The organism is Janthinobacterium rivuli (assembly GCF_029690045.1).
GTDB classification, from domain to species: Bacteria; Pseudomonadota; Gammaproteobacteria; order Burkholderiales; family Burkholderiaceae_D; genus Janthinobacterium; species Janthinobacterium rivuli.
This window is the reverse complement of sequence record NZ_CP121464.1, coordinates 3,658,240-3,677,350: the sequence shown is the minus strand read 5'-3', so window position 1 is coordinate 3,677,350 and position 19,111 is coordinate 3,658,240. Positions and strand designations below refer to the sequence as shown.

18 protein-coding genes are annotated in these 19,111 nt (G+C 62.5%); 8 read left to right on the top strand and 10 right to left on the bottom strand.

Annotation, left to right across the window (positions count from 1 at the left end; genetic code table 11):
* Positions 1 to 353: 353 nt before the first annotated feature.
* Complete coding sequence (locus P9875_RS16640; RefSeq protein ID WP_278315981.1) at positions 354 to 2,441, top strand: 3-hydroxyacyl-CoA dehydrogenase NAD-binding domain-containing protein; 2,088 nt, start codon at positions 354 to 356, stop codon at positions 2,439 to 2,441.
* Positions 2,442 to 2,486: 45 nt separating this feature from the next.
* On the opposite strand, the gene P9875_RS16635 is transcribed toward P9875_RS16640, so the two are convergent.
* From P9875_RS16635 to P9875_RS16625, 3 genes are all read right to left on the bottom strand, one after another.
* On the bottom strand, positions 2,487 to 3,335 hold the full coding sequence (locus P9875_RS16635; protein WP_278315980.1) for an alpha/beta fold hydrolase: 849 nt from the start codon (positions 3,333 to 3,335) through the stop codon (positions 2,487 to 2,489).
* A gap of 107 nt (positions 3,336 to 3,442) precedes the next feature.
* Entirely contained in the window at positions 3,443 to 3,841 is a 399-nt protein-coding gene (locus tag P9875_RS16630) for a VOC family protein (RefSeq protein ID WP_278315979.1), read from the bottom strand.
* 101 nt (positions 3,842 to 3,942) lie between these two features.
* Complete coding sequence (locus P9875_RS16625) at positions 3,943 to 4,182, bottom strand: DUF2798 domain-containing protein (RefSeq protein ID WP_035819102.1); 240 nt, start codon at positions 4,180 to 4,182, stop codon at positions 3,943 to 3,945.
* 96 nt (positions 4,183 to 4,278) lie between these two features.
* On the opposite strand from P9875_RS16625, the gene P9875_RS16620 reads away from it, so the two are divergent.
* Both P9875_RS16620 and P9875_RS16615 read left to right on the top strand, forming a co-directional pair.
* The gene (locus tag P9875_RS16620; RefSeq protein WP_278315978.1) at positions 4,279 to 5,220 is read left to right on the top strand and encodes a LysR family transcriptional regulator; all 942 of its coding nucleotides are present in this window, start codon (positions 4,279 to 4,281) and stop codon (positions 5,218 to 5,220) included.
* Positions 5,221 to 5,333: 113 nt separating this feature from the next.
* The gene (locus P9875_RS16615; protein WP_099402044.1) at positions 5,334 to 5,537 is read left to right on the top strand and encodes a hypothetical protein; all 204 of its coding nucleotides are present in this window, start codon (positions 5,334 to 5,336) and stop codon (positions 5,535 to 5,537) included.
* A gap of 95 nt (positions 5,538 to 5,632) precedes the next feature.
* Here the strand turns inward: P9875_RS16615 and P9875_RS16610 are convergent, their stop codons facing one another.
* Positions 5,633 to 7,333 carry an MFS transporter gene (locus P9875_RS16610; protein ID WP_099402043.1) on the bottom strand — a complete coding sequence of 567 codons (1,701 nt, stop codon included), beginning with the start codon at positions 7,331 to 7,333 and terminating at the stop codon, positions 5,633 to 5,635.
* 228 nt (positions 7,334 to 7,561) lie between these two features.
* Between P9875_RS16610 and P9875_RS16605 the strand changes: the two genes are divergently transcribed.
* The 3 genes from P9875_RS16605 (at position 7,562) to P9875_RS16595 (ending at position 10,291) form a co-directional block, all read left to right on the top strand.
* Positions 7,562 to 8,740 (top strand): acetyl-CoA C-acyltransferase, encoded by a 1,179-nt coding sequence (locus tag P9875_RS16605; RefSeq protein WP_035819095.1) that lies wholly within the window; start codon positions 7,562 to 7,564, stop codon positions 8,738 to 8,740.
* A 126-nt stretch (positions 8,741 to 8,866) separates the two neighbouring features.
* Complete coding sequence (locus tag P9875_RS16600) at positions 8,867 to 9,169, top strand: Dabb family protein (protein ID WP_099377195.1); 303 nt, start codon at positions 8,867 to 8,869, stop codon at positions 9,167 to 9,169.
* 123 nt (positions 9,170 to 9,292) lie between these two features.
* The gene (locus tag P9875_RS16595; protein WP_278315977.1) at positions 9,293 to 10,291 is read left to right on the top strand and encodes an NADP-dependent oxidoreductase; all 999 of its coding nucleotides are present in this window, start codon (positions 9,293 to 9,295) and stop codon (positions 10,289 to 10,291) included.
* A 51-nt stretch (positions 10,292 to 10,342) separates the two neighbouring features.
* On the opposite strand, the gene P9875_RS16590 is transcribed toward P9875_RS16595, so the two are convergent.
* The gene (locus P9875_RS16590; protein ID WP_278315976.1) at positions 10,343 to 11,539 is read right to left on the bottom strand and encodes an FAD-dependent monooxygenase; all 1,197 of its coding nucleotides are present in this window, start codon (positions 11,537 to 11,539) and stop codon (positions 10,343 to 10,345) included.
* Between the two features lie 125 nt (positions 11,540 to 11,664).
* Here P9875_RS16590 and P9875_RS16585 point away from each other — a divergent pair, with 125 nt between their 5' ends.
* Positions 11,665 to 12,465, top strand: coding sequence for an AraC family transcriptional regulator (locus P9875_RS16585; protein ID WP_278315975.1), 801 nt, complete (start codon positions 11,665 to 11,667; stop codon positions 12,463 to 12,465).
* A gap of 68 nt (positions 12,466 to 12,533) precedes the next feature.
* Positions 12,534 to 12,959, top strand: a complete 426-nt coding sequence (locus tag P9875_RS16580) for a GNAT family N-acetyltransferase (protein WP_278315974.1) — start codon at positions 12,534 to 12,536, stop codon at positions 12,957 to 12,959.
* Between the two features lie 101 nt (positions 12,960 to 13,060).
* Here the strand turns inward: P9875_RS16580 and P9875_RS16575 are convergent, their stop codons facing one another.
* The 5 genes from P9875_RS16575 to xylB form a co-directional block, all read right to left on the bottom strand.
* Positions 13,061 to 14,071 (bottom strand): ABC transporter permease subunit, encoded by a 1,011-nt coding sequence (locus P9875_RS16575; RefSeq protein ID WP_035819084.1) that lies wholly within the window; start codon positions 14,069 to 14,071, stop codon positions 13,061 to 13,063.
* A 26-nt stretch (positions 14,072 to 14,097) separates the two neighbouring features.
* Positions 14,098 to 15,597: a sugar ABC transporter ATP-binding protein gene (locus P9875_RS16570; RefSeq protein WP_278315973.1), complete on the bottom strand. Its 1,500-nt coding sequence runs from the start codon at positions 15,595 to 15,597 to the stop codon at positions 14,098 to 14,100.
* A gap of 76 nt (positions 15,598 to 15,673) precedes the next feature.
* Positions 15,674 to 16,609, bottom strand: coding sequence for an ABC transporter substrate-binding protein (locus tag P9875_RS16565; protein WP_077404737.1), 936 nt, complete (start codon positions 16,607 to 16,609; stop codon positions 15,674 to 15,676).
* Positions 16,610 to 16,673: 64 nt separating this feature from the next.
* Positions 16,674 to 17,624 (bottom strand): transaldolase, encoded by a 951-nt coding sequence (gene tal / locus P9875_RS16560; protein ID WP_278315972.1) that lies wholly within the window; start codon positions 17,622 to 17,624, stop codon positions 16,674 to 16,676.
* Positions 17,624 to 19,111: a xylulokinase gene (gene xylB / locus P9875_RS16555; RefSeq protein WP_423221855.1), complete on the bottom strand. Its 1,488-nt coding sequence runs from the start codon at positions 19,109 to 19,111 to the stop codon at positions 17,624 to 17,626. The genes tal and xylB overlap by 1 nt, the downstream gene beginning before the upstream one ends.

Below are 19,111 nucleotides of genomic sequence, written 5' to 3'. Positions count from 1 at the left end.
AATAATTTTATTATTCCCCAGCGTCTGGCGAAAAACAAGGGGCGGGAATAAATAATGTCAAAACTGTCGTAATTGGCCCCTGTCCACATATAACAAGCCCCTTCTTTCACATAATAAAACGACGTTATTATTATTGTGCTTTTATTATTTAAATGAATATCCAAGTGATAGCTTCTACAGACGCTTGCCGCTTGCAGCAGAATCTTTCCGCAAACGATGTTGTACCATGGCGTAGCATGCTGGCGCCGGACGCGCCACGACAAAAATAATACGAGCGTTCTTTTATGCGGTATAGTGAAGCTTCATCCCTTGCAACCACCTCATCGCTGAGCAAAAATCAATAAGGAAGAGACATGAGTGCTGAATATCAAGTGAACGGCGCCGTTGCCGTCATTACCCTGGCCAACCCGCCCGTCAATGGACTGGGCCTGGCGACGCGCACGGCCGCCGTGGCCGGCATCCGCCAGGCGCTGGCGGACGAGGCCATCAAAGCCATCGTCATCACGGGCGCCGGCAAGGCCTTTTCGGGCGGCGCCGACATCAAGGAATTCAATTCGCCCAAGGCGCTCACGGAACCGACCCTGCATACCCTGATCAACGTTGTCGAGCAATCGACCAAGCCGGTCGTGGCGGCCATCCACAGCGTTTGCATGGGTGGCGGCCTGGAGCTGGCGCTCGGCTGCAACTACCGCGTGGCCGCGCCGGGCGCGCAGATGGCCTTACCGGAAGTTAAACTCGGCATCTTGCCGGGCGCGGGCGGCACGCAGCGCCTGCCTAGAGTGCTGGGCCTGGAAATGGCCCTGAACATGATCGTCTCGGGCACGCCCGTCGCATCTGAAAAACTGGCCGGCACGGCCCTGTTCGACGAAGTCATCGCGCCCGGCGCCGATTTGCTGGCCGCCGCCGTGGCCTTCGCCACGAAAGTGGCCGATGTGCGCCCGCTGCCGAAAGTGCGCGAGCGCAAGGTCGACTACCCGAACCACGAAGCTTTCCTGCAGTTTTCGCGCAATACCGTCAAATCCATGTCCGGCCCATTCCCCGCGCCGCTGAAATGCGTCGACGCCGTGGCGGCCGCCGTGACGATGAAATTCGACGAGGGCTTGAAGTACGAGCGCGACCTGTTCATGCAACTGGTGCAGTCGCCTGTATCGAAAGCCCTGCGCCACGCCTTCTTTGCCGAGCGTGTCGCCAGCAAGGTGCCCGACGTGCCATCCGACACGCCCGTGCGCGCGATCGCCAGCGCGGCCATCGTCGGCGCCGGCACCATGGGCGGCGGCATCGCCATGAATTTCGCCAACGCGGGCATTCCCGTGATCTTGCTGGAAACCAAACAGGAAGCGCTGGACAAGGGCCTGGCCACCATCCGCAAAAATTACGAGAACACGGTCAAAAAGGGCAAGCTGACGCAAGAGAAGGCCGAGCAGCGCATCGCGCTCGTTTCCGGCACGCTGGCGTATGCTGACATTGCGCAGGTCGACATCGTCATCGAAGCCGTCTTTGAAGAGCTGGGCGTCAAGGAAACCGTCTTCAAACAGCTCGACGCCGTCATGAAGCCGGGCGCCATCCTCGCCTCGAACACGTCCACCCTGGACCTGGACAAGATTGCCGCGTTCACCCAACGCCCGCAAGACGTGATCGGCACGCATTTCTTCAGCCCGGCAAATGTGATGAAACTGCTGGAAATCGTCCGCGGCAAGGAAACGGGCAAGGACGTGCTGGCCACGGCGCTGGCGCTGTCGAAAAAGCTGAAAAAGACGGGCGTCGTCTCCGGCGTGTGCGACGGTTTCATCGGCAACCGCATGATCGAGCAATACAGCCGCCAGGCCGGTTTCCTGCTGGAAGAGGGTTGTCTGCCGGAACAGGTCGACAAGGCGGTCGAGAAATTCGGCTTCGCCATGGGCCCGTTCCGCATGGGCGACCTGGCCGGCAACGACATCGGCTGGGCCATCCGCAAGCGCCGCTACGTGGAAAAACCGGAAGTGACGTATTCGAAGACGGCCGACCTGCTGTGCGAATTGAATCGCTATGGCCAGAAGACGGGCGCCGGCTGGTATGACTACAAGGCGGGCGACCGCAAGGCCTATCCGTCGGAGCAGGTCAACGCCATGATCATCCAGCACTCCGCCGACATCGGCGTGGCGCGGCGCAAGATCAGCGACCAGGAAATCGTCGAACGGCTTGTGTATGCGCTCGTCAACGAAGGCGCGCGCATCCTGGAAGAGGGCATCGCCCTGCGCGCCTCAGACATCGACATGGTGTATTTGACGGGCTACGGCTTCCCGCTGTTCCGCGGCGGCCCGATGTTCTACGCGGACGCGGTCGGCTTGCCGAACGTGCTCGACACGATAGCCGGCTATGCCAAGGACCGCCACGGCGAAGCGTGGACGCCGGCGCCGCTGCTGGTGAAGCTGGCGGGCGAGGGCAAGGGTTTTAATAGCTGATGTTGGGTTGTTGAATGACAAAGGGCAGATTTCTCTGCCCTTTTTTTATTTCTTCTTCGCCACCATCTTGACCGCCTCGTTGACGATGACGGGGTTGTCTTTCTGGATGTAGTAGCCGGCGCCCGTGATGCGCTCGATGGCTGGCGCGCCGGACAGGCGCTGCCAATCCTTTTCCTGGGCCCGCACCACGTTCTCGAACGAACCCATTTCCTCGATGCCGAACTTGTCGCGTACCAGCAGCATGGCGGGCACGCGCAGCGGGCTGCTCATGTCGACGTGTTGCAGGCACTGCGTCTGGGCATCGAATTCGGCCGATTCCGTACTGTTGAACATGAGTTTGCGCCGCGTTTTGACGAGCATGGCGTAGGCGGACGCGTCCGTCTGCAGGCGGTTCCATTGCTGCGGATGCGTGGGATCGAGCAAGACCAGGCCGGCCACGTCCTGCGGGTACAGCCTGGCATATACATACTGGTACAGCCCGCCCAAACCATGGCCGACCAGCACGTATGGCGGTTTCAGGCCCGCTTGCGCCAGCAGGGCGCGCTGTTGGGCGGCAATGGTGCACGGATCGCGCGGCGTGGTGGTTTTTTTGCTGTCGCCGTAGCCGGGACGGTCGTACACGAGCACCCGGTGCTGCTTGGCCACTTCGGGCACCACCTTGGCCCACACATCCTTGCCGTCGCCCATGGCCGACTGGAACACGACGGGCAAGCCGCCCTGGCCGCTCAGGGTGTAGGCGATGCTGGCGTCGGGCAGGGCGGCCGTGGCCGGCACGCCGGGCATGACCGGGGCCGATGGCAACAGGGAGCAGCCGGAAAAACAGCCTGCCAGCAGCAAGCCGGCGCTGGAGAGGAGCTTGGTGCGCGCGGGGCGGCCGACGAATAGATGATGCATGAATCTCCTTCTTGGTGCACGGACCGGGGACGGGTATGGCTTGCCAGCCATTATAGGCAAATCGTGCCGAAGTGGAAATGCCGAACAGAGGCGTATTTCCCGTCCTGTCAGCCGGCGTCGGCGCGATGGCAGACGGCTTCGATGCGGTTGCCGTCCGGATCGAACAAAAAGGCCGCGTAATAGCTGGCGTGATAGTGGCGCAAGCCGGGCGCGCCCAGGTCGATGCCGCCATGCGCCAGCCCCGCATGCCAGAACGCTTCCACGGCGGCGCGCGAGGGCGCCTTGAAGCAGCAATGGCGGCGCGGCGCGTCGTCGGGCGTGGGGCCGAGGCGCACGGAAAAATAGCTGCGCCCGGGATGCTGCGCATCGCTGCGCTCGCCATAGCCTATCCATGCATCGGCATGGTCGCTGCCCACCTTGGGCACGCCTAGCGCGGCGAAGATGGCGTCGTAGAAGCGCTCGGCGCGTTCCAGGTCGCTGACGGTGAGGGAAACGTGATCGAGCATGGGTACTCCGCTATAAAAACAAGGACGGCCATAGCATAGCCCGGATCAGGGCGGCCGTGGGCGGAAGTGACCGAGTGATACTGTTGCTGGCCGACTGCCGGTTAAGGGCGGCTGGCGAGCCGTGCCACGATACTGCGGCTGAACAGTTGCACGCGGGGCGCGAACAGCATCACGGCGCAAAAGGCCACGGGCCAGGCGGCAAAGAAGGCATGGCGCCAGCGGGGCAGGAAGTCTGCTTGCAGGCCGATATTGAGCCAGGTGACCCAGGCGCTCATCAGCAGGGTCATGAGCAGCGACATCAGGAAGGCAAATACGCAGCGCAGGCGCAGGGCGTCGGACATGGTGCACTTTCAAAGTGTAAAGATACGCCAGCGTAACGACTTGCAGCAATCTATACTAGAGCCATATTTTTAATTTCAAATTCCGAAAATGCAATCATGCTTGACGATTTAGCCTTATTTGTCGCCATTGTGGAGGCGGGCAGCCTGCATGCAGCGGCCGTCAAGGAAAGCTTGCCCGCCGCGACCGTCACGCGCCGGCTGCAAAAGCTGGAAAGCCAGCTCGGCTACCGCTTGCTCAACCGCAGCGCGCGCCGCCTGCAGCCAACGGCGGAAGGCTGGCAATACTACGAGCAGTGCCGTCCCCTCGTGCACGCCCTGCGGCAGGCGACGCAGCAGCTCGACGCCAGCCTGTCTGCCGTCTCGGGCAGCATCCGCGTGCTGGCGCCGGTCAACTTCGCCAGCGGCTTGCTGACGCCGGCGTGGGTCAGCTTCATGCAGAAGTATCCGGACATCCGCCTGGAATTGGAACTGTCGAACCTGCTGCAAGACCTGGTGGGCAGCGGCGCCGACCTGGCCATCCGCGTGGGCGCGCTCGACGACTCCTCGCTGATGCAGCGCCGGCTGGGCAGCGCTTCGCTGGTGATGGTGGCCGCGCCAGCCTACCTGGCGCGCGCCGGCGTGCCGCGCGACTTGCAGGAACTGGAAAAGCACGAGCTGATCGTGGCCGAGCCGCTGCGCAGCTGGCGCTTGCGGCGGCCCGGTGACGGCGCCGAGCTGGTGATCGAACCGCAGGCGCGCCTGCGCGTCAATGAAATGCGCCTGGCCGTGGAAATGGCCGACGCGGGCATCGGCATCTTGCTGTGCCCGCTTCTGCAATGCCGCGACGAAGTGGCCAGTGGCAGCCTCGTGCGCGTCTTGCCCGACTGGATGCCGCAGCCGCGCCACGTGTATGCCGTGTGGACGCAGCGGCGCTACCTGCCGGCCCGTGTGCGCGTGCTGCTTGAGCACCTGGCGGCGTTTGCGGCCGGCAATCCGCTGTTGAACGAGGAGGCCGGCGCCGATCAGGTCCTTGCGCCGGGTATCCTTTCCAATAAGTAATACCGAGCGCTTGTACTTTTCGTCAAGATCGCGTTAAGATAAAGCAGCCCGCTTATCCAGTGGGCAATCTGGTGTTTTTTCGCGCAATCCCGTCCCTATCCATGAGAGTAGCAATGAAATATCTGATCATTCCCTTCTTGCTGGCCATCACCGGCTGCGAAGTACTGTATGACGCTAACCGGGACAAGATCGGCGAGTACTGCAACAGCCTCAATAATTTCGACGACCGCAACGCCTGCCGCAAGCGCAACCAGACCAGCTACCAGGAATACGTGCAGCAGCGCGACCAGGTGAAAAAGAGCAAGAGCGACAAATAAGTTCGCCGCGCAGACGCCACAAAAAAAACGCCGCTGACCAGTCAGCGGCGTTTTGCATTGCGGACCCCGGCCTTGCGACCGGGGCTTGCTTCAGATTAATCGTCAGCGTAGATATTGTTATCCTTCGTTTCCTTGACGAACAGGGTGCCAATCACGACAGTCGCCAGGGCGACGACGATCGGATACCACAGGCCATAATAGATATCGCCCTTGAAGGCCACCAGCGCGAAGGCCGTGGTCGGCAGCAAGCCGCCGAACCAGCCGTTACCGATATGGTAGGGCAGGGACATCGAGGTGTAGCGTATACGCGTCGGGAACATTTCCACCAGCATGGCGGCGATCGGGCCATACACCATGGTTACGTACAGCACCAGGATGAACAGCAGCAAGACGACCATCGGCTTGTTGATCTGGTCCGGATCGGCTTTCGCAGGGTAGCCCGCTTCCTTGATGCCGGCGCCCAGTTCTTTCTTCAGCGCCACTTCGTGGGCCTTGCTTTCCGCATCGAAGTTCAGACCATCGGCCGTCATGACGGCGTTAAACGACGTGAATTCCTTCGTACCGATGCGTACCTTGGCGATGCTGCCGGCTGGCGCGTCTTCCTTCGTGTAGTTCACCGAGCTGTTCGACAGGAAGCCCGTGGCGATGTCGCACGACGACGGGAATTTCTTCGTGCCCGTCATGTTGAACTGGAAGTGGCAGGAAGCAGGATCGGCGACCACCACTACTGGCGAGTTCTTCAGAGCCGCTTCCAGCTGCGGGTTGGCGAAGTGGGTCAGGCCGTTGAAGATCGGGAAGTAGGTGGCGGCGGCGATCAGGCAGCCGCCAAGGATGATGTACTTGCGGCCGATGCGGTCGGACAGGCTGCCGAAGAACAGGAAGAACGGCGTGGCCAGCAGCAGGGCGATGGCGACGAGCACATTGGCCGTTGCCAGGTCCACTTTCAGGGTCTGTATCATGAAGAACAGGGCGTAGAACTGGCCCGTGTACCAGACGACTGCCTGGCCGGCGGTCAGGCCGATCAGGGCCAGGATGACGATCTTCAGGTTTTTCCATTGGCCGAACGCTTCCGTCAGCGGCGCTTTCGAGGTCTTGCCCTCGGCTTTCATCTTGGAAAACGCCGGCGATTCATTCATGGCCAGACGGATCCACACGGAAATACCCAGCAGGATGACGGAGACGAGGAAGGGAATGCGCCAGCCCCATGCCTCGAAATCCTTCTCGCCGGTCGCCAGGCGGGTGCCCAGGATGACCATCAGCGACAGGAAGAAGCCCAGGGTTGCCGTCGTTTGTATCCACGCCGTGAATGCGCCGCGCTTGCCTTCAGGCGCGTGCTCGGCCACATAGGTGGCTGCGCCGCCGTACTCGCCGCCCAGCGCCAGGCCTTGCAGGATGCGCAGGATGACGAGGATGATCGGTGCGGCGATGCCGATGGAGGCGTGGCCCGGCAGCAGGCCGACGATGAAGGTGGAGCCGCCCATGATCAGAATGGTGATCAGGAAGGTGTACTTGCGGCCGATCATGTCGCCCAGGCGGCCGAAGACCAGCGCGCCGAACGGACGCACGATGAAGCCGGCGGCAAACGCCAGCAGCGCGAAAATGAAGGTGGTGGTAGGGTCGCCGATGAAGAATTGCTTGGCGATGATGGAAGCGAGCGAACCGTACAGGTAAAAATCGTACCATTCAAAGACGGTGCCCAAGGATGATGCAAAGATGACCTTGCGTTCCTCGGGCGTGATAGGTGTGCCTTTGGTGGAAAATTTCCGTACGTCGGCCGGGCCGGATGGTGATGCCATGGTTTGTCTCCCTATGTTTTATAGTGAACTGGTGCCGCGGTCTTTTTGACCATTCTTGCAACAGCTGGAGGCGAGTGTGTTCTCCGAACCTTACGTCATGCTTGCTTGAAACTTACACCAAGCTTACAAATCGATGTTGCCCCGAACTTTGCGAACGACCGTACTTAAATGTGCTATTCTCATTCCGCAGATACCTCACCCCATAATATCCCCACAAGGAGACACAGCATGAATGAAGCCGTCATCGTATCGACCGCCCGCACGGGCTTGGCCAAGTCCTGGAAGGGCGCGTTCAACATGACGCATGGCGCCACCCTGGGCGGCCATGTGCTGGCGGCCGCCGTCGAGCGCGCGCGCATCGAGGCGGAAGAAGTGGAAGACGTGCTGGTCGGCTGCGCCTTTCCCGAAGGCGCCACGGGCGGCAACATCGCGCGCCAGGTGGCGCTGCGCGGCGGCTGCCCCGTCACGACGGCTGGCATGACCGTTAACCGTTTCTGTTCCTCGGGCTTGCAGGCCATCGCCCTGGCGGCGCAGCGCATCATCGCCGGCGAAGGCGATATCTATGCGGCCGGGGGCGTGGAATCGATTTCCTGCGTGCAAAACGAAATGAATACGCATATGTACCGCGACGTCTGGTTGCAGCAGCACAAGCCGGAAGTGTACTGGCCCATGCTGCAGACGGCCGAAACCGTGGCCAAGCGCTACCAGATTTCGCGCGAGCGCCAGGATGCCTACGGCGCGCAAAGCCAGCAGCGCGCAGCAAGCGCCCTGGCCGCCGGCCTGTTCGACGCGGAAATCGTGCCGATGACCACCATCATGGGCGTGGCCGACAAGGCCAGCGGCATGCTGGTCTCGCGCGAAGTGACGATTTCCGCCGATGAAGGCATCCGCGCCGACACGACGTATGACGGCGTGGCGAAGATCCGCCCGGCCATTCCTGGCGGCGTCATCAGCGCCGGCAACGCCAGCCAGTTTTCCGATGGCGCTTCGATGGCCATCGTCATGAATGCGAAAGTGGCCGAAGCGAAAGGTCTACAACCGCTGGGCGTCTTCCGCGGCTTTGCCGTGGCCGGCTGCGAACCCGATGAAATGGGTATCGGCCCCGTGTTTGCCATCCCGAAACTGCTGAAAAAAGCGGGCTTGACTGTCGCCGACATCGGTCTGTGGGAACTCAATGAAGCGTTCGCCGTGCAAGTGCTGTATTGCGCCGACACCCTGGGCATCCCCATGGACCGCCTGAACGTGAACGGCGGCGCGATTGCCGTCGGCCACCCGTACGGCGTGTCGGGCGCCCGCCTGACGGGCCACGCCTTGATCGAAGGCAAGCGCCGCGGCGTCAAATACGTGGTCGTGACCATGTGCATCGGCGGCGGGCAGGGCGCGGCCGGGCTGTTCGAAGTACTGTGATGTAAATTAAACCCAGTCTGCGGGCGGCCTTCGAGGCTGCCCGTTTGTTTTGCGCGCCTGCTTCCTGCAAGACGCGCCGATAGCGGGTACAGTAATGCTTCATTAATAAACAAGCAGCCTGCCACCATGATCAAGCACATCGTTTTCTGGAAACTGTTAGACCACGCCGAAGGCGCCGACCGCGCCACGAATGCGTTGAAGCTCAAGGCCCTGCTCGATTCCTGTTCCGACCTGGTGCCCGGCATCTTGAAATTCGAAGCCGCTGTGGCCCAGCCGGGCCTGGAAGCGACCTACGACATTGTCCTGTACAGCGAATTCGCCAGCCGCGAAGCGCTCGACGCCTACCAGAACCATCCCGAGCACGTGAAAATCAAGCCGTTTTTTGGGGCCGTGCGGGAAGCGCGGCAGTGCATGGATTACGAGATTTAGTCGTTACGCAACAGACACCCGGGGTCAGTCGCTTCGCGATCGGAATGCGTCCCATTGGGACGCATTCCCCCGCCGGGTCTGACCCCAGCCTTCCGCTGATCTTCTCTATCGTCAAGGAGCACCATGACCACCTACCAACGCATCGTCCTCGCCTCGCGGCCCGCCTCCAATGAGGAGGTCAACCCGGCACATTTTCGCCTGGAAAATCAAGACCTTCCCGCCATCAAGGATGGTGAATTGCTGGTACGCAATCAGTACCTGTCGCTCGATCCTTACATGCGCGGGCGCATGAGTGCCAATAAAAGCTATGCGGCGCCGCAGGCTTTGAATGAAACCATGATCGGCGGTACGGTGGGCGTCGTGCTGGAATCGAAGCATCCGAAGTTCGCTGCAGGCGACACGGTCGTGGGAACCCTGGGCTGGACGGAAGTGGCCGTGTCGGATGGCACCATGCTGCGCAAGGTCGACACGACGCAGATTCCCGCTTCGGCTTACCTGGGTTCCGTCGGCATGCCGGGCATGACGGCCTGGTATGGTTTGAATCAGATCATGGCGCCGAAGGCGGGCGAAACGGTGGTCGTGTCGGCTGCCAGCGGCGCCGTGGGCAGCGTGGTGGGGCAGCTGGCGAAATTGAAAGGCTGCCGCGTCGTCGGCATCGCCGGCGGCGCGGACAAGTGCGCCTATGTGGTGAACGAACTGGGTTTCGACGCCTGCGTCGATTACAAGGCGGGCAATCTTGAGGCCGATCTGGCGGCGGCCACGCCGGACGGCATCGACGCCATCTTTGAAAACGTGGGCGGCGCCATCTTCGATGCGGCGCTGGCGCGCACCAACGCGTTTGGCCGGATCGCCGTGTGCGGCTGGATCGCCGGCTACAACGGCGAACCGACGCCGCTCGACAATGCGCGCCTGATCCTCACCAACCGCCTGACCGTGCGCGGCTTCATCGTTTCGGAACAGCCGGAATTCTGGCCGCAGGGACTGACGGAACTGGGAACGCTGGTGGCGACGGGCAAGCTGAAATTCCGCGAATCCGTGGCCGACGGCCTGGCCAGCGCGCCCGAGGCCTTCATCGGCCTCTTAAAAGGGCGCAACTTCGGCAAGCAGCTGGTGAAGTTGTAAGCGGGCCGTCCTGAAAAGTGACCGGCTGCGCCCGGTAGCGCAGCAAAGCTTTCAATAGATCGGGAGCGTGAAATCCTCGTCGATCCTACGCGCCTTGCTCGTGGCGTTCGCTTGCAACAGCGACTGGATCAGGGCGCTGCCGAAGCACCGTTGCAGCAGGTGCGCGATGGCGATGCCGAACCGCGTCCGCACGTGCATGAGCCGGATGAGGCGAGGGCTCAGCTCCTGCTGCGACCGCTCGGCATACGGGCGAAGGATGCGTTCGTATGCCTCGAAAGCCTGGGTGTGGGTCGCGCATCTCTTGATTTCCCCCGCCAGCACGTAGGCTCCCACCAGCGCCAGCGCCGTGCCCTTGCCCGTGAATGGCGTCGGGCAGTGCGCCGCATCGCCCAGCAAGACCAGCCGGCCTTTTGACCAGGTGGAAGCTTGCACCTGGCTCATCGGCCCGAAGTAGACGTCCTGGACGGCATCCAGCTCGGCGATAATACGATCGGCCACCTTGCCCCGGCCCACCAGTGCCGCACGCAGCATCTCGCGCGGCGACGGCGTCGTCGGACTCCGCAGGCCAGGCTCAGCGGCAGGAAAGGTCATCAGCACGGTAGTGTGCGTCAAGCCACCTGGCCTGAGGTTGATCATCGTCCCGCCTATGCCATTGACGGAGCAGGCCCAGAAGTCGTCCTCCGGTCGCCGGGGAATGTTGAAAAACGCCATGTAGGCGCCGAGGTAACGCATGCGCGTTTCAGCGGCCAGCGCCAGATCTCTGGTCGGCGAGCTCACGCCGTCGGCGCAGATCACCAGCGCGAAGTCCTCTGCCGTGCCATTGGCAAAGGTTGCCCGCACGCCATTTTCAATCTCTTCAACGCCACTGACGGACGTGCCAAAACGGTAGTCGCAAGTGCCGCGGGTCGCATCGAACAAAATACGGGCGAAATCGCCGCGCAGGATTTCGAAATCGCAGGTCAGTCCGCCGATACTACCTTTGGGAAAAACAGCCACCACCTTGCTGGCCGCGTCGAGCCACTTCTGTCCGCACTCCAGCGTGTCGCGCGCCTCGACCTGCTCCGTCAAACCCATGCGCTTGATGACCTGCTGCGCGGCGCCCTTCACATCGACGTTCTGCCCGCCGTCCCTGAGCGCGCCGGCCTTTTCGACGAGCACCACGGAGTAGCCGTACCTGCTCAGCCACCAGGCACACGCGGGGCCGGCGATGCCGCCGCCGCAGATCAGGATTTTCTTCGTTTGTTCCATGTGACAGCTTTCGTGGTTGTGATGTCAGCGTCCATGTTAGGCGCGCCACGTGTTGGTCACAATGAGCCAACAGGCCATGTTATATTGAATTCTTGCCACTGATACTCACCCTTGAAAGGTGCCCGATGCCTGTTTTCAGCGACGATTCGTCCAGCGACTGGGAAGACCCCGACTGCGTGCCAAGGCCGGTGGTCACGCTTGGCGCCGTTGGCCGCGACATGGATAGCCGCAAGGAGAGGGATTTCCATCAGCATCGAAAAGGCCAGTTCCTGCTTTGGATGCGCGGCGTGCTGACCTGCGAGGTCGACGGTGGCTTCTGGTTGGTGCCGCCAGGAAGCGCCATTTGGGTACCCGGTGGCACACAACATCGAATGGATGGGGCCGGCACGGTCGATTGTTACGTGGTGTATGTCGATCCTGCGGAGGACGACGCGTTGCCGCGGGAGTGCTGCACCTTGTCGACCACGCCGCTGCTGCGTGAATTGGTGATCCGTTCAGCGGCATTGCCGATGCGCTACGAAGAGGGCGGCATGGCGTCACGAGTCATGACACTGCTTCTCGACGAAATGGCGCTGGCGCAGCGCGGCCAGGTTCATCTTCCCCTGACGCCAGACAAGCGGCTACGCAAACTGGTCCAGTGGATCATGGCGCGTCCGTCCGATCCGGGTAACATCGAATCATGGGCGCAGCGGATGGGCATCAGTGCGCGCACGCTGTCACGCCTGGTGTCCCGGGAAACCGGCATGAGTTTCGGAAGCTGGCGCAGGCAACTGCATATCTTGCTCGCCTTGCAATGGATGGCCAGGGGCGCCACGGTCCAGCATGTCGCAGAGGGCCTGGGCTACGAGAACGCGAGCAATTTTGTCGTCATGTTTCGCAAAATACTCGGTGAAACACCTGGACGTTACTTGAAATCGAACGCTTGAGCCGCACCACCTGCCAAGGCGTGGCAGGCCGTGCGACAATGGCGGCCCCTCTCTTATTACCGCATGCCATGACCAAGCACACCATCCGCCTCGGCGACTGGGCCACCCTGGGCTCCGACGCCACCGCCATCCGTTTTGAAGTCTTTGTCGATGAACAGAAAGTGCCGGCCGAGATTGAACTCGACGACATGGACGCCGTCTGCCTGCACGCCGTCGCCTATGATGACTTTGGTGCCGCCATCGGCACGGGCCGGTTACTGCCCGATGGCCACATCGGCCGTATGGCCGTGCGCCAGCCGGGACGCGGCACGGGCGTGGGCGGCGCCATGTTGACTTTGCTGATGGAGAAAGCCCGCGAACGCGGCGATGCAGCGGTGGTGCTGAATGCGCAAACCGTGGCCGCGCCATTTTATGCGCGCCACGGTTTCGTGCAGCAGGGGGAACAGTTTGAAGAGGCGGGGATTGCGCATGTGGAGATGCTGCTGGTGTTTTAGGGTGTTGTCGGATTACGGCCTGCGGCCTAATCCGACCTACGCCTGTCGTTGCACGTAGGTCGGGTTAGCGCAAAGCGCGTAACCCGACAACACCAGCAAAATCAGTTCTGCGCGTGCGACTGGCGCCATTTGTCGAGAATCACCGCCAGCACGATCACGACGCCTTTCGCCACATACTGCCAGAACGACGACAGCCCCAGAATCGTCAAGCCGTTGTTCATCACGCCGATGATCAGGGCGCCGATGACGGTGCCCCAGACGGAACCCACGCCGCCCATCAGGCTGGTGCCGCCGAGCACGACGGCTGCAATCGCATCGAGTTCATAACCGGTACCCCAGTTGCCGTTGGCCGCATACAGACGGCTGGCCGACATGGCGCCGCCCAGGCCGGCGAACAGGCCGCTGATCGTGTAGACAAACATCAGCACGAGGCCGACCTTGATACCGGTCAAGCGGGCCGCCTGGATATTGCCGCCGACGGCGTAGATATGCAGGCCCAGTGTCGTCTTGCGCAAAATAAACCACGTCAGCACGACGACGGCCGCCGCCAGCCAGATCAGCCAGGGCACGGCCAGGAAGCTGCCGTTGCCCATCCATTCAAAGCTCGGGATTTCCGTGTTCAGCACGCTGGTGCCGTCCGCCAGCAGGTAGGCGGCGCCGCGCAGGGCCGTCATGGTGCCCAGGGTCACGACAAACGGGTTCAGGCCGACGAGGGCGACCAGCACGCCATTGAGCGCGCCCAGCAGCAGGCCGACGATGAGGAAGGCGGGAATCGAGAAGCCGGCGAACTGGGCCGACAGCGACATCAGCATGCCTGCCACGGCCGAGACGGCCAGCACGGAACCGACGGACAAATCGATGCCGCTGGTCAGGATGACGAAGGTCATGCCGGACGCCAGCACGATGTTGATCGACACCTGGCGGAAGATGTTCATGGTGTTATTGCTGGTCATGAACGTCGACGTGCCGTCGGCCGAGAAATACACGGTCAGGCCGTACATGGCCAGGTAGAGCACCACCAGCACGGGCAGCATGCCCAGGCGGCGCATCAGGTTCGAAGCATTGAAGGGTTCGCCGGCGCGCGCGGCGCCGCTGGTGGTACTCGTTGTCATGTTAAATCTCCTGAATGGTTGTTCTTTTATGCCGCTTCCAGCTGGGTGGCATAAGCAAGGATGTTTTCCTGCGTGATGTCGTCGCCCGTGACTTCGCCGGTGAGCCTGCCTTCGCACATCACCATCACGCGGTCGCAAATGCCGACCAGCTCGGCCAGTTCGCTGGAAATGCACAGCACGGCGGTGCCCGCGTCCGCCAGTTGGTGGATGATCTTGTAAATTTCGCTCTTCGCGCCCACGTCCACGCCCCGCGTCGGTTCATCGAGGATGAGGACCTTCGGCGCGATGGCCAGCCAGCGCGCCAGCAAGACTTTCTGCTGGTTGCCGCCGGACAGTCCGCCGACGATGCCGTCCGGCCCCGACACTTTCACGTTGAGGTTGCTGATGGCTTCGCGCGTGAGCTGGGTCAGGGCGCCACGGTTGACCACGCCCGCCGTCGCATGCTTGGACAGGATATTCATCGACATGTTTTCCATGGCCGACAATTGCATGAACAGGCCCAGGCTCTTGCGGTCTTCGGGCAGGTAGCCGATACCGTGGCGGATGGCTGCCAGCGGCCGGTGGATGTGCACTTCCTGGCCATCGAGCCACACTTGCCCCGATTGCTTCTTGTCCGCGCCAAAGATCAGGCGCGCCAGTTCCGTGCGGCCTGCGCCGACGAGGCCGGCAAGACCCGTCACTTCGCCCGCATGCAGGGCGAACGAGGCCGGCTTGACCTTGCCGCCGCCCACCTTGTCCACGCGCAAGCGCTCGGCGCCCCGGGTGGTGCGGCGCTGGTGCGAGTAAAAGTCGTCGGCAGGGCGGCCCACCATCATTTGCACGACTTTCTTTTGATCCAGCTCATCCTTGCCCAGCTCGCCCACATAGGCGCCGTCGCGCAGCACCGTGATGCGGCGCGCCAGGCGTTCCACTTCGGCCATGCGGTGGCTGATGTAGAGTACGGCCAGGCCCTTGTCGCGCTGTTCTTCGATGATGCGGAACAATTGTTCTGTTTCCCGGTCGGACAGGGCGGCAGTGGGCTCGTCCATGATCAGGATGCGGCTTTCATGCACGAGGGCGCGGGCGATTTCCACCTGCTGCTGCTCGGCGATCGACAGGGCCGACACCATGGTGTCGGCGTCGAAGCGGGAACCGAGATCGGCCAGGATGGCGTTCGTGCGCGCGCGCATTTCGCCGCCCTTGACGGTCCAGAACGGTCCCTTCGGCTCGCTGCCCATGAAGACGTTCTGCGCCACCGTCATGTTCTTGGCCACGCTCAGTTCCTGGTAGATCAGGTTGATGCCCAGCGCGCGTGCCTCGCCCGGGTTGCGGATGCGGATCGGCTTGCCGTCGAGAATGATCTCGCCCGCGTCCGGCGTGTACACGCCGGATAAAATCTTCATCAGGGTACTCTTGCCGGCGCCGTTCTCGCCCATCACGGCATGGATTTCGCCGCTGCGCACGGTCAGGTGCACGCCGCGCAGCGCGCGCGTGGCGCCAAAGCGCTTCTCGATGCCGCGCATTTCAAAAATAATATCGTCGCTCATGACTGTCCTTCCTTGCTTGTGAAACTGGCGCCGCCTGCCATAGGCTGGCGGCGCCTCGTGGTTCAGGTCAGGCAGATCAGTTCTTTACCCAGCCCGTGTAGGTGGCGACGTTTTCCTTGGTGATGGCCGGGGTCGGCAACAGCACCATGGTCTGTTTCGGCGTGCGGCCGTTCATGATGTCGTAGCCCATTTGCACGGCGTCGGTCGCCATGCGGTACGGGTTTTGCGCCGAGGTGGCGGCAAACAGGCCGGCCTTGTTTTTCAGGGCGTTCTGGCCATCGGGCGCGCCATCGACGGCCGTGATCAGTTTCACGTCCGTGCGCTTCGATTGCTTGATCGCCAGTTCTGCGCCGATACCGGTCGGGTCATTGATGGCGAACACGCCGTCGATCTTCGGATGGGCCGTCAGCAGATTCGACATCACGGTCATGCCGCCGTCGCGGCTGCCGCCGGCGTTCTGGTTATCGGACAGGATCTTGATATCCTTGAACGCAGCCAGGGTTTTCTTGCAGCCGTTGACGCGGTCGATCACGGACGTGACCGGCGGGCCGTTCAGAATCACCACATTGCCCTTGCCGCCGATCTGCTTGGCCAGGTAGGCGCACGACACGTCGCCAGCCATGGTGTTGTCGGACATCACGGTGGCCGAAGCACCCACGGCGCCCACGTCGACGGCGATCACGACCACGCCCGCATTGCGCGCTTTCTTGATGGCTGGCGCGATGCCCTTGGAATCGACGGCGTTCAGGATGATGATGTCGGTCTTGTTGGCAATAAAGTTTTCGATCTGGTCCACCTGGGTGTTCAGGTCATACTTGCTGGACACCGTGGTGACTTTCACGCCAGGGCCGCCCAGCTTTTTCGCGCTTTCTTCCGCGCCGCGGCCAATCGCCACGAAGAACGGGTTGGCCAGGTCGCCCACGCTCACGCCGATCGATTTCAGCGGTTTGTCAGCAGCGAAAGCGCCACAGGCGGCGGACAGCAGCAGGGAGGCGGTAATGACTTTTTTCATGAGGATCTCCAAGGGTTTTTATTGTGAAAAACAAACGGTGCTACGGGTGAAAAAGGGTGCCAACTTATTGACTGCGTAATTTCTCGATCATGGCGTCCAGCTTGCCCGCATCGACGGCAAAGCCGCGGATGCCTTCGGCCAGCTTTTCGGTCGCCATCGCGTCGTCGTTCAAGGCGTAGCGGAAAGCGGCTTCGTCATACGTGATGGCCGGCTGCGCCTCGCCCAGGTCGGCGCCCAGGGCGCGCTCGAACGGTGCATCTGCCGTTTCGAGTTTCGCCAGCAGATCGGGGCTGATGGTCAGCAAGTCGCAGCCGGACAGGGCCGTGATCTGGCCCACGTTGCGGAAGCTGGCGCCCATCACTTGCGTGGCGATGCCATGTTGTTTGTAGTAATTGAAGATGCGCGTGACCGACTGTACACCTGGATCGTTGGACAAGCTGCGCGCCGCTTCGTCCCATGTGGCGCCCATCGATTTCTTGTGCCAGTCGTAGATGCGGCCCACGAATGGCGAAATCAGCCGCACTTTCGCATCGGCGCAGGCGACGGCCTGGCAAAACGCGAACAGCAGGGTCAGGTTGCAAAAGATGCCGTCTTTTTCCAGCTCGCGTGCCGCCTGGATGCCTTCCCAGGTGGCGGCGACCTTGATCAGCACGCGCTCGCGGCTAATGCCGGCTTGCTCGTACAGGGCGATCAGGCGGCGCCCGCGGGCCACGGTGGCATCGCGGTCAAAACTCAGGCGGGCATCGACTTCCGTCGATACGCGGCCCGGCACCACCTTCAAAATTTCCAGGCCGAAGCGCACCAGTACCTGGTCGACGATATCGTCCAGCGACGCGTTCTTGTGCGCGGCGACAGTGCTTTCCAGCAAGGGCGCGTAATCGGGCTGCAGCACGGCTTTTAAAATCAGCGACGGATTGGTGGTGGCGTCCTGCGGCGCGAAGCGCGCCAGTTGCAAAAAGTCGCCCGTGTCGGCGACAACGGTGCTGTGTTGTTTCAATAGTTGCAGCTGATTCATTACTCTTCCTTATCACTGAGTTGGTGCAAGGCTTGCACGGCGGGAAACAGGCTACGGTAGCGGCTGTAGCGGATGCTCAAGGCTGCGCTGTGCGCGGCATCGGGCAGGAAAGTGTTTTTGATGGGCAAGCTGGTGGCCAGCAGCTGGCGCTGGCCGATGGCGGCAAAGCCGAGCTTGGCCGCGCCCAGGCTGGCGGACAGTTCGCTGTTGTGCAGGGTGCGCATCTCGCGGCCCAGCACATTGGCCAGCAATTGCGCCCAGTACTGGCTGCGCGCGCCGCCGCCCACCAGCATGCAGTGGGGAACGACGGCGCCTGTCGACGTGACGGCCGCCATCGCGTCGCGCAAGGCAAAGGCCACGCCTTCGAGCACGGCATAGCCGAGCTGCGCCGGCGTGCTGTCGTGGCCCAGTTGCAAAAAGGCACCGCGCACTTGCGGGTCGTTATGCGGCGTGCGCTCACCGGACAGATACGGCAGGAACAGGGGCGCGGACGGCGCGACGGGGATATCGAGCGGCAAGAGCGCCTCCACCAGCGCCAGCAGGGCCGCCTCGTCGGGCTGGCCCAGCACGCCAGTGGCCCAGCGCAAGCAACTGGCGCCGGACAAGATCGCGCCCATCGCATACCAGCGGCCGGGCAGGGCGTGGCAAAAGCTGTGCACGCCGCCGGCCGGATTGCCCAAAGGCTGTTCTGTGACGGAAACGATGGCGGCGCTGGTGCCCAGCGAAATGAAACTGTCGCCGCCGTTGACGGCGCCGATGCCCACGGCCGAGACGGGGTTGTCGCCGCCGCCGGCCGCCACCACCACGTTTGCTGGCAAGCCCAGCTTGTCTGCGACGGCGGCCAGCACGGTACCCGTGGCGGCATCGCCTTCGGCCAGCGCCGGCATCTGTTCCGGTATCAAGCCGCAGGCGGCCAGCATGGGGGCGAACCAGGCACGGCTGGCTTCGTCCAGCCACAGCGTACCGGCCGCGTCGGACATGTCGGTGACCTTGTTGCCCGTCAGGTGCAGGCGCAGGTAGTCTTTCGGCGACAGCAGGCAGGCGATGGCGGCAAAGGCGTCAGGCTCGTGGTTTTGCAGCCACAGCAGTTTTGGCGCCGTCAGGCCCGCCATCGGCAGGCTGCCCGTCACGTCCGCATACGCGGGATAGTCGCGCGCCAGGTTGGCCGCTTCGGCTTCGGCGCGCGCATCGTTCCACAGGATGGCGGGACGGATCACGGCGTCTTGGTCGTCGAGCAGCACGGCGCCGTGCATCTGGCCCGACAGGCCGATGCAGGCGATCTGTGCGTATTCCTGCGGCCAGCCGGCGCGCAGCTGCGCCAGGGCGTTGACGCAGGCGGCCCACCAGTCTTGCGGCGCTTGTTCGGACCAGCCCGGCTGTGGGCGGCTGGTGTCGACGCGCACGGACGCCTGGCCGCGCACGGCGCCAGTGCTGTCCATCAGCACGGTTTTCAGTTCGGAGGTACCGAGGTCGATACCGAGGGAAAT

Coding starts and splice junctions, on each gene's coding strand:
- P9875_RS16640 (WP_278315981.1), top strand. CDS start 354: ATGAGTGCTGAATATCAAGTGAACGGCGCCGTTGCCGTCATTACCCTG.
- P9875_RS16635 (WP_278315980.1), bottom strand. CDS start 3,335: ATGCATCATCTATTCGTCGGCCGCCCCGCGCGCACCAAGCTCCTCTCC.
- P9875_RS16630 (WP_278315979.1), bottom strand. CDS start 3,841: ATGCTCGATCACGTTTCCCTCACCGTCAGCGACCTGGAACGCGCCGAG.
- P9875_RS16625 (WP_035819102.1), bottom strand. CDS start 4,182: ATGTCCGACGCCCTGCGCCTGCGCTGCGTATTTGCCTTCCTGATGTCG.
- P9875_RS16620 (WP_278315978.1), top strand. CDS start 4,279: ATGCTTGACGATTTAGCCTTATTTGTCGCCATTGTGGAGGCGGGCAGC.
- P9875_RS16615 (WP_099402044.1), top strand. CDS start 5,334: ATGAAATATCTGATCATTCCCTTCTTGCTGGCCATCACCGGCTGCGAA.
- P9875_RS16610 (WP_099402043.1), bottom strand. CDS start 7,333: ATGGCATCACCATCCGGCCCGGCCGACGTACGGAAATTTTCCACCAAA.
- P9875_RS16605 (WP_035819095.1), top strand. CDS start 7,562: ATGAATGAAGCCGTCATCGTATCGACCGCCCGCACGGGCTTGGCCAAG.
- P9875_RS16600 (WP_099377195.1), top strand. CDS start 8,867: ATGATCAAGCACATCGTTTTCTGGAAACTGTTAGACCACGCCGAAGGC.
- P9875_RS16595 (WP_278315977.1), top strand. CDS start 9,293: ATGACCACCTACCAACGCATCGTCCTCGCCTCGCGGCCCGCCTCCAAT.
- P9875_RS16590 (WP_278315976.1), bottom strand. CDS start 11,539: ATGGAACAAACGAAGAAAATCCTGATCTGCGGCGGCGGCATCGCCGGC.
- P9875_RS16585 (WP_278315975.1), top strand. CDS start 11,665: ATGCCTGTTTTCAGCGACGATTCGTCCAGCGACTGGGAAGACCCCGAC.
- P9875_RS16580 (WP_278315974.1), top strand. CDS start 12,534: ATGACCAAGCACACCATCCGCCTCGGCGACTGGGCCACCCTGGGCTCC.
- P9875_RS16575 (WP_035819084.1), bottom strand. CDS start 14,071: ATGACAACGAGTACCACCAGCGGCGCCGCGCGCGCCGGCGAACCCTTC.
- P9875_RS16570 (WP_278315973.1), bottom strand. CDS start 15,597: ATGAGCGACGATATTATTTTTGAAATGCGCGGCATCGAGAAGCGCTTT.
- P9875_RS16565 (WP_077404737.1), bottom strand. CDS start 16,609: ATGAAAAAAGTCATTACCGCCTCCCTGCTGCTGTCCGCCGCCTGTGGC.
- tal (WP_278315972.1), bottom strand. CDS start 17,624: ATGAATCAGCTGCAACTATTGAAACAACACAGCACCGTTGTCGCCGAC.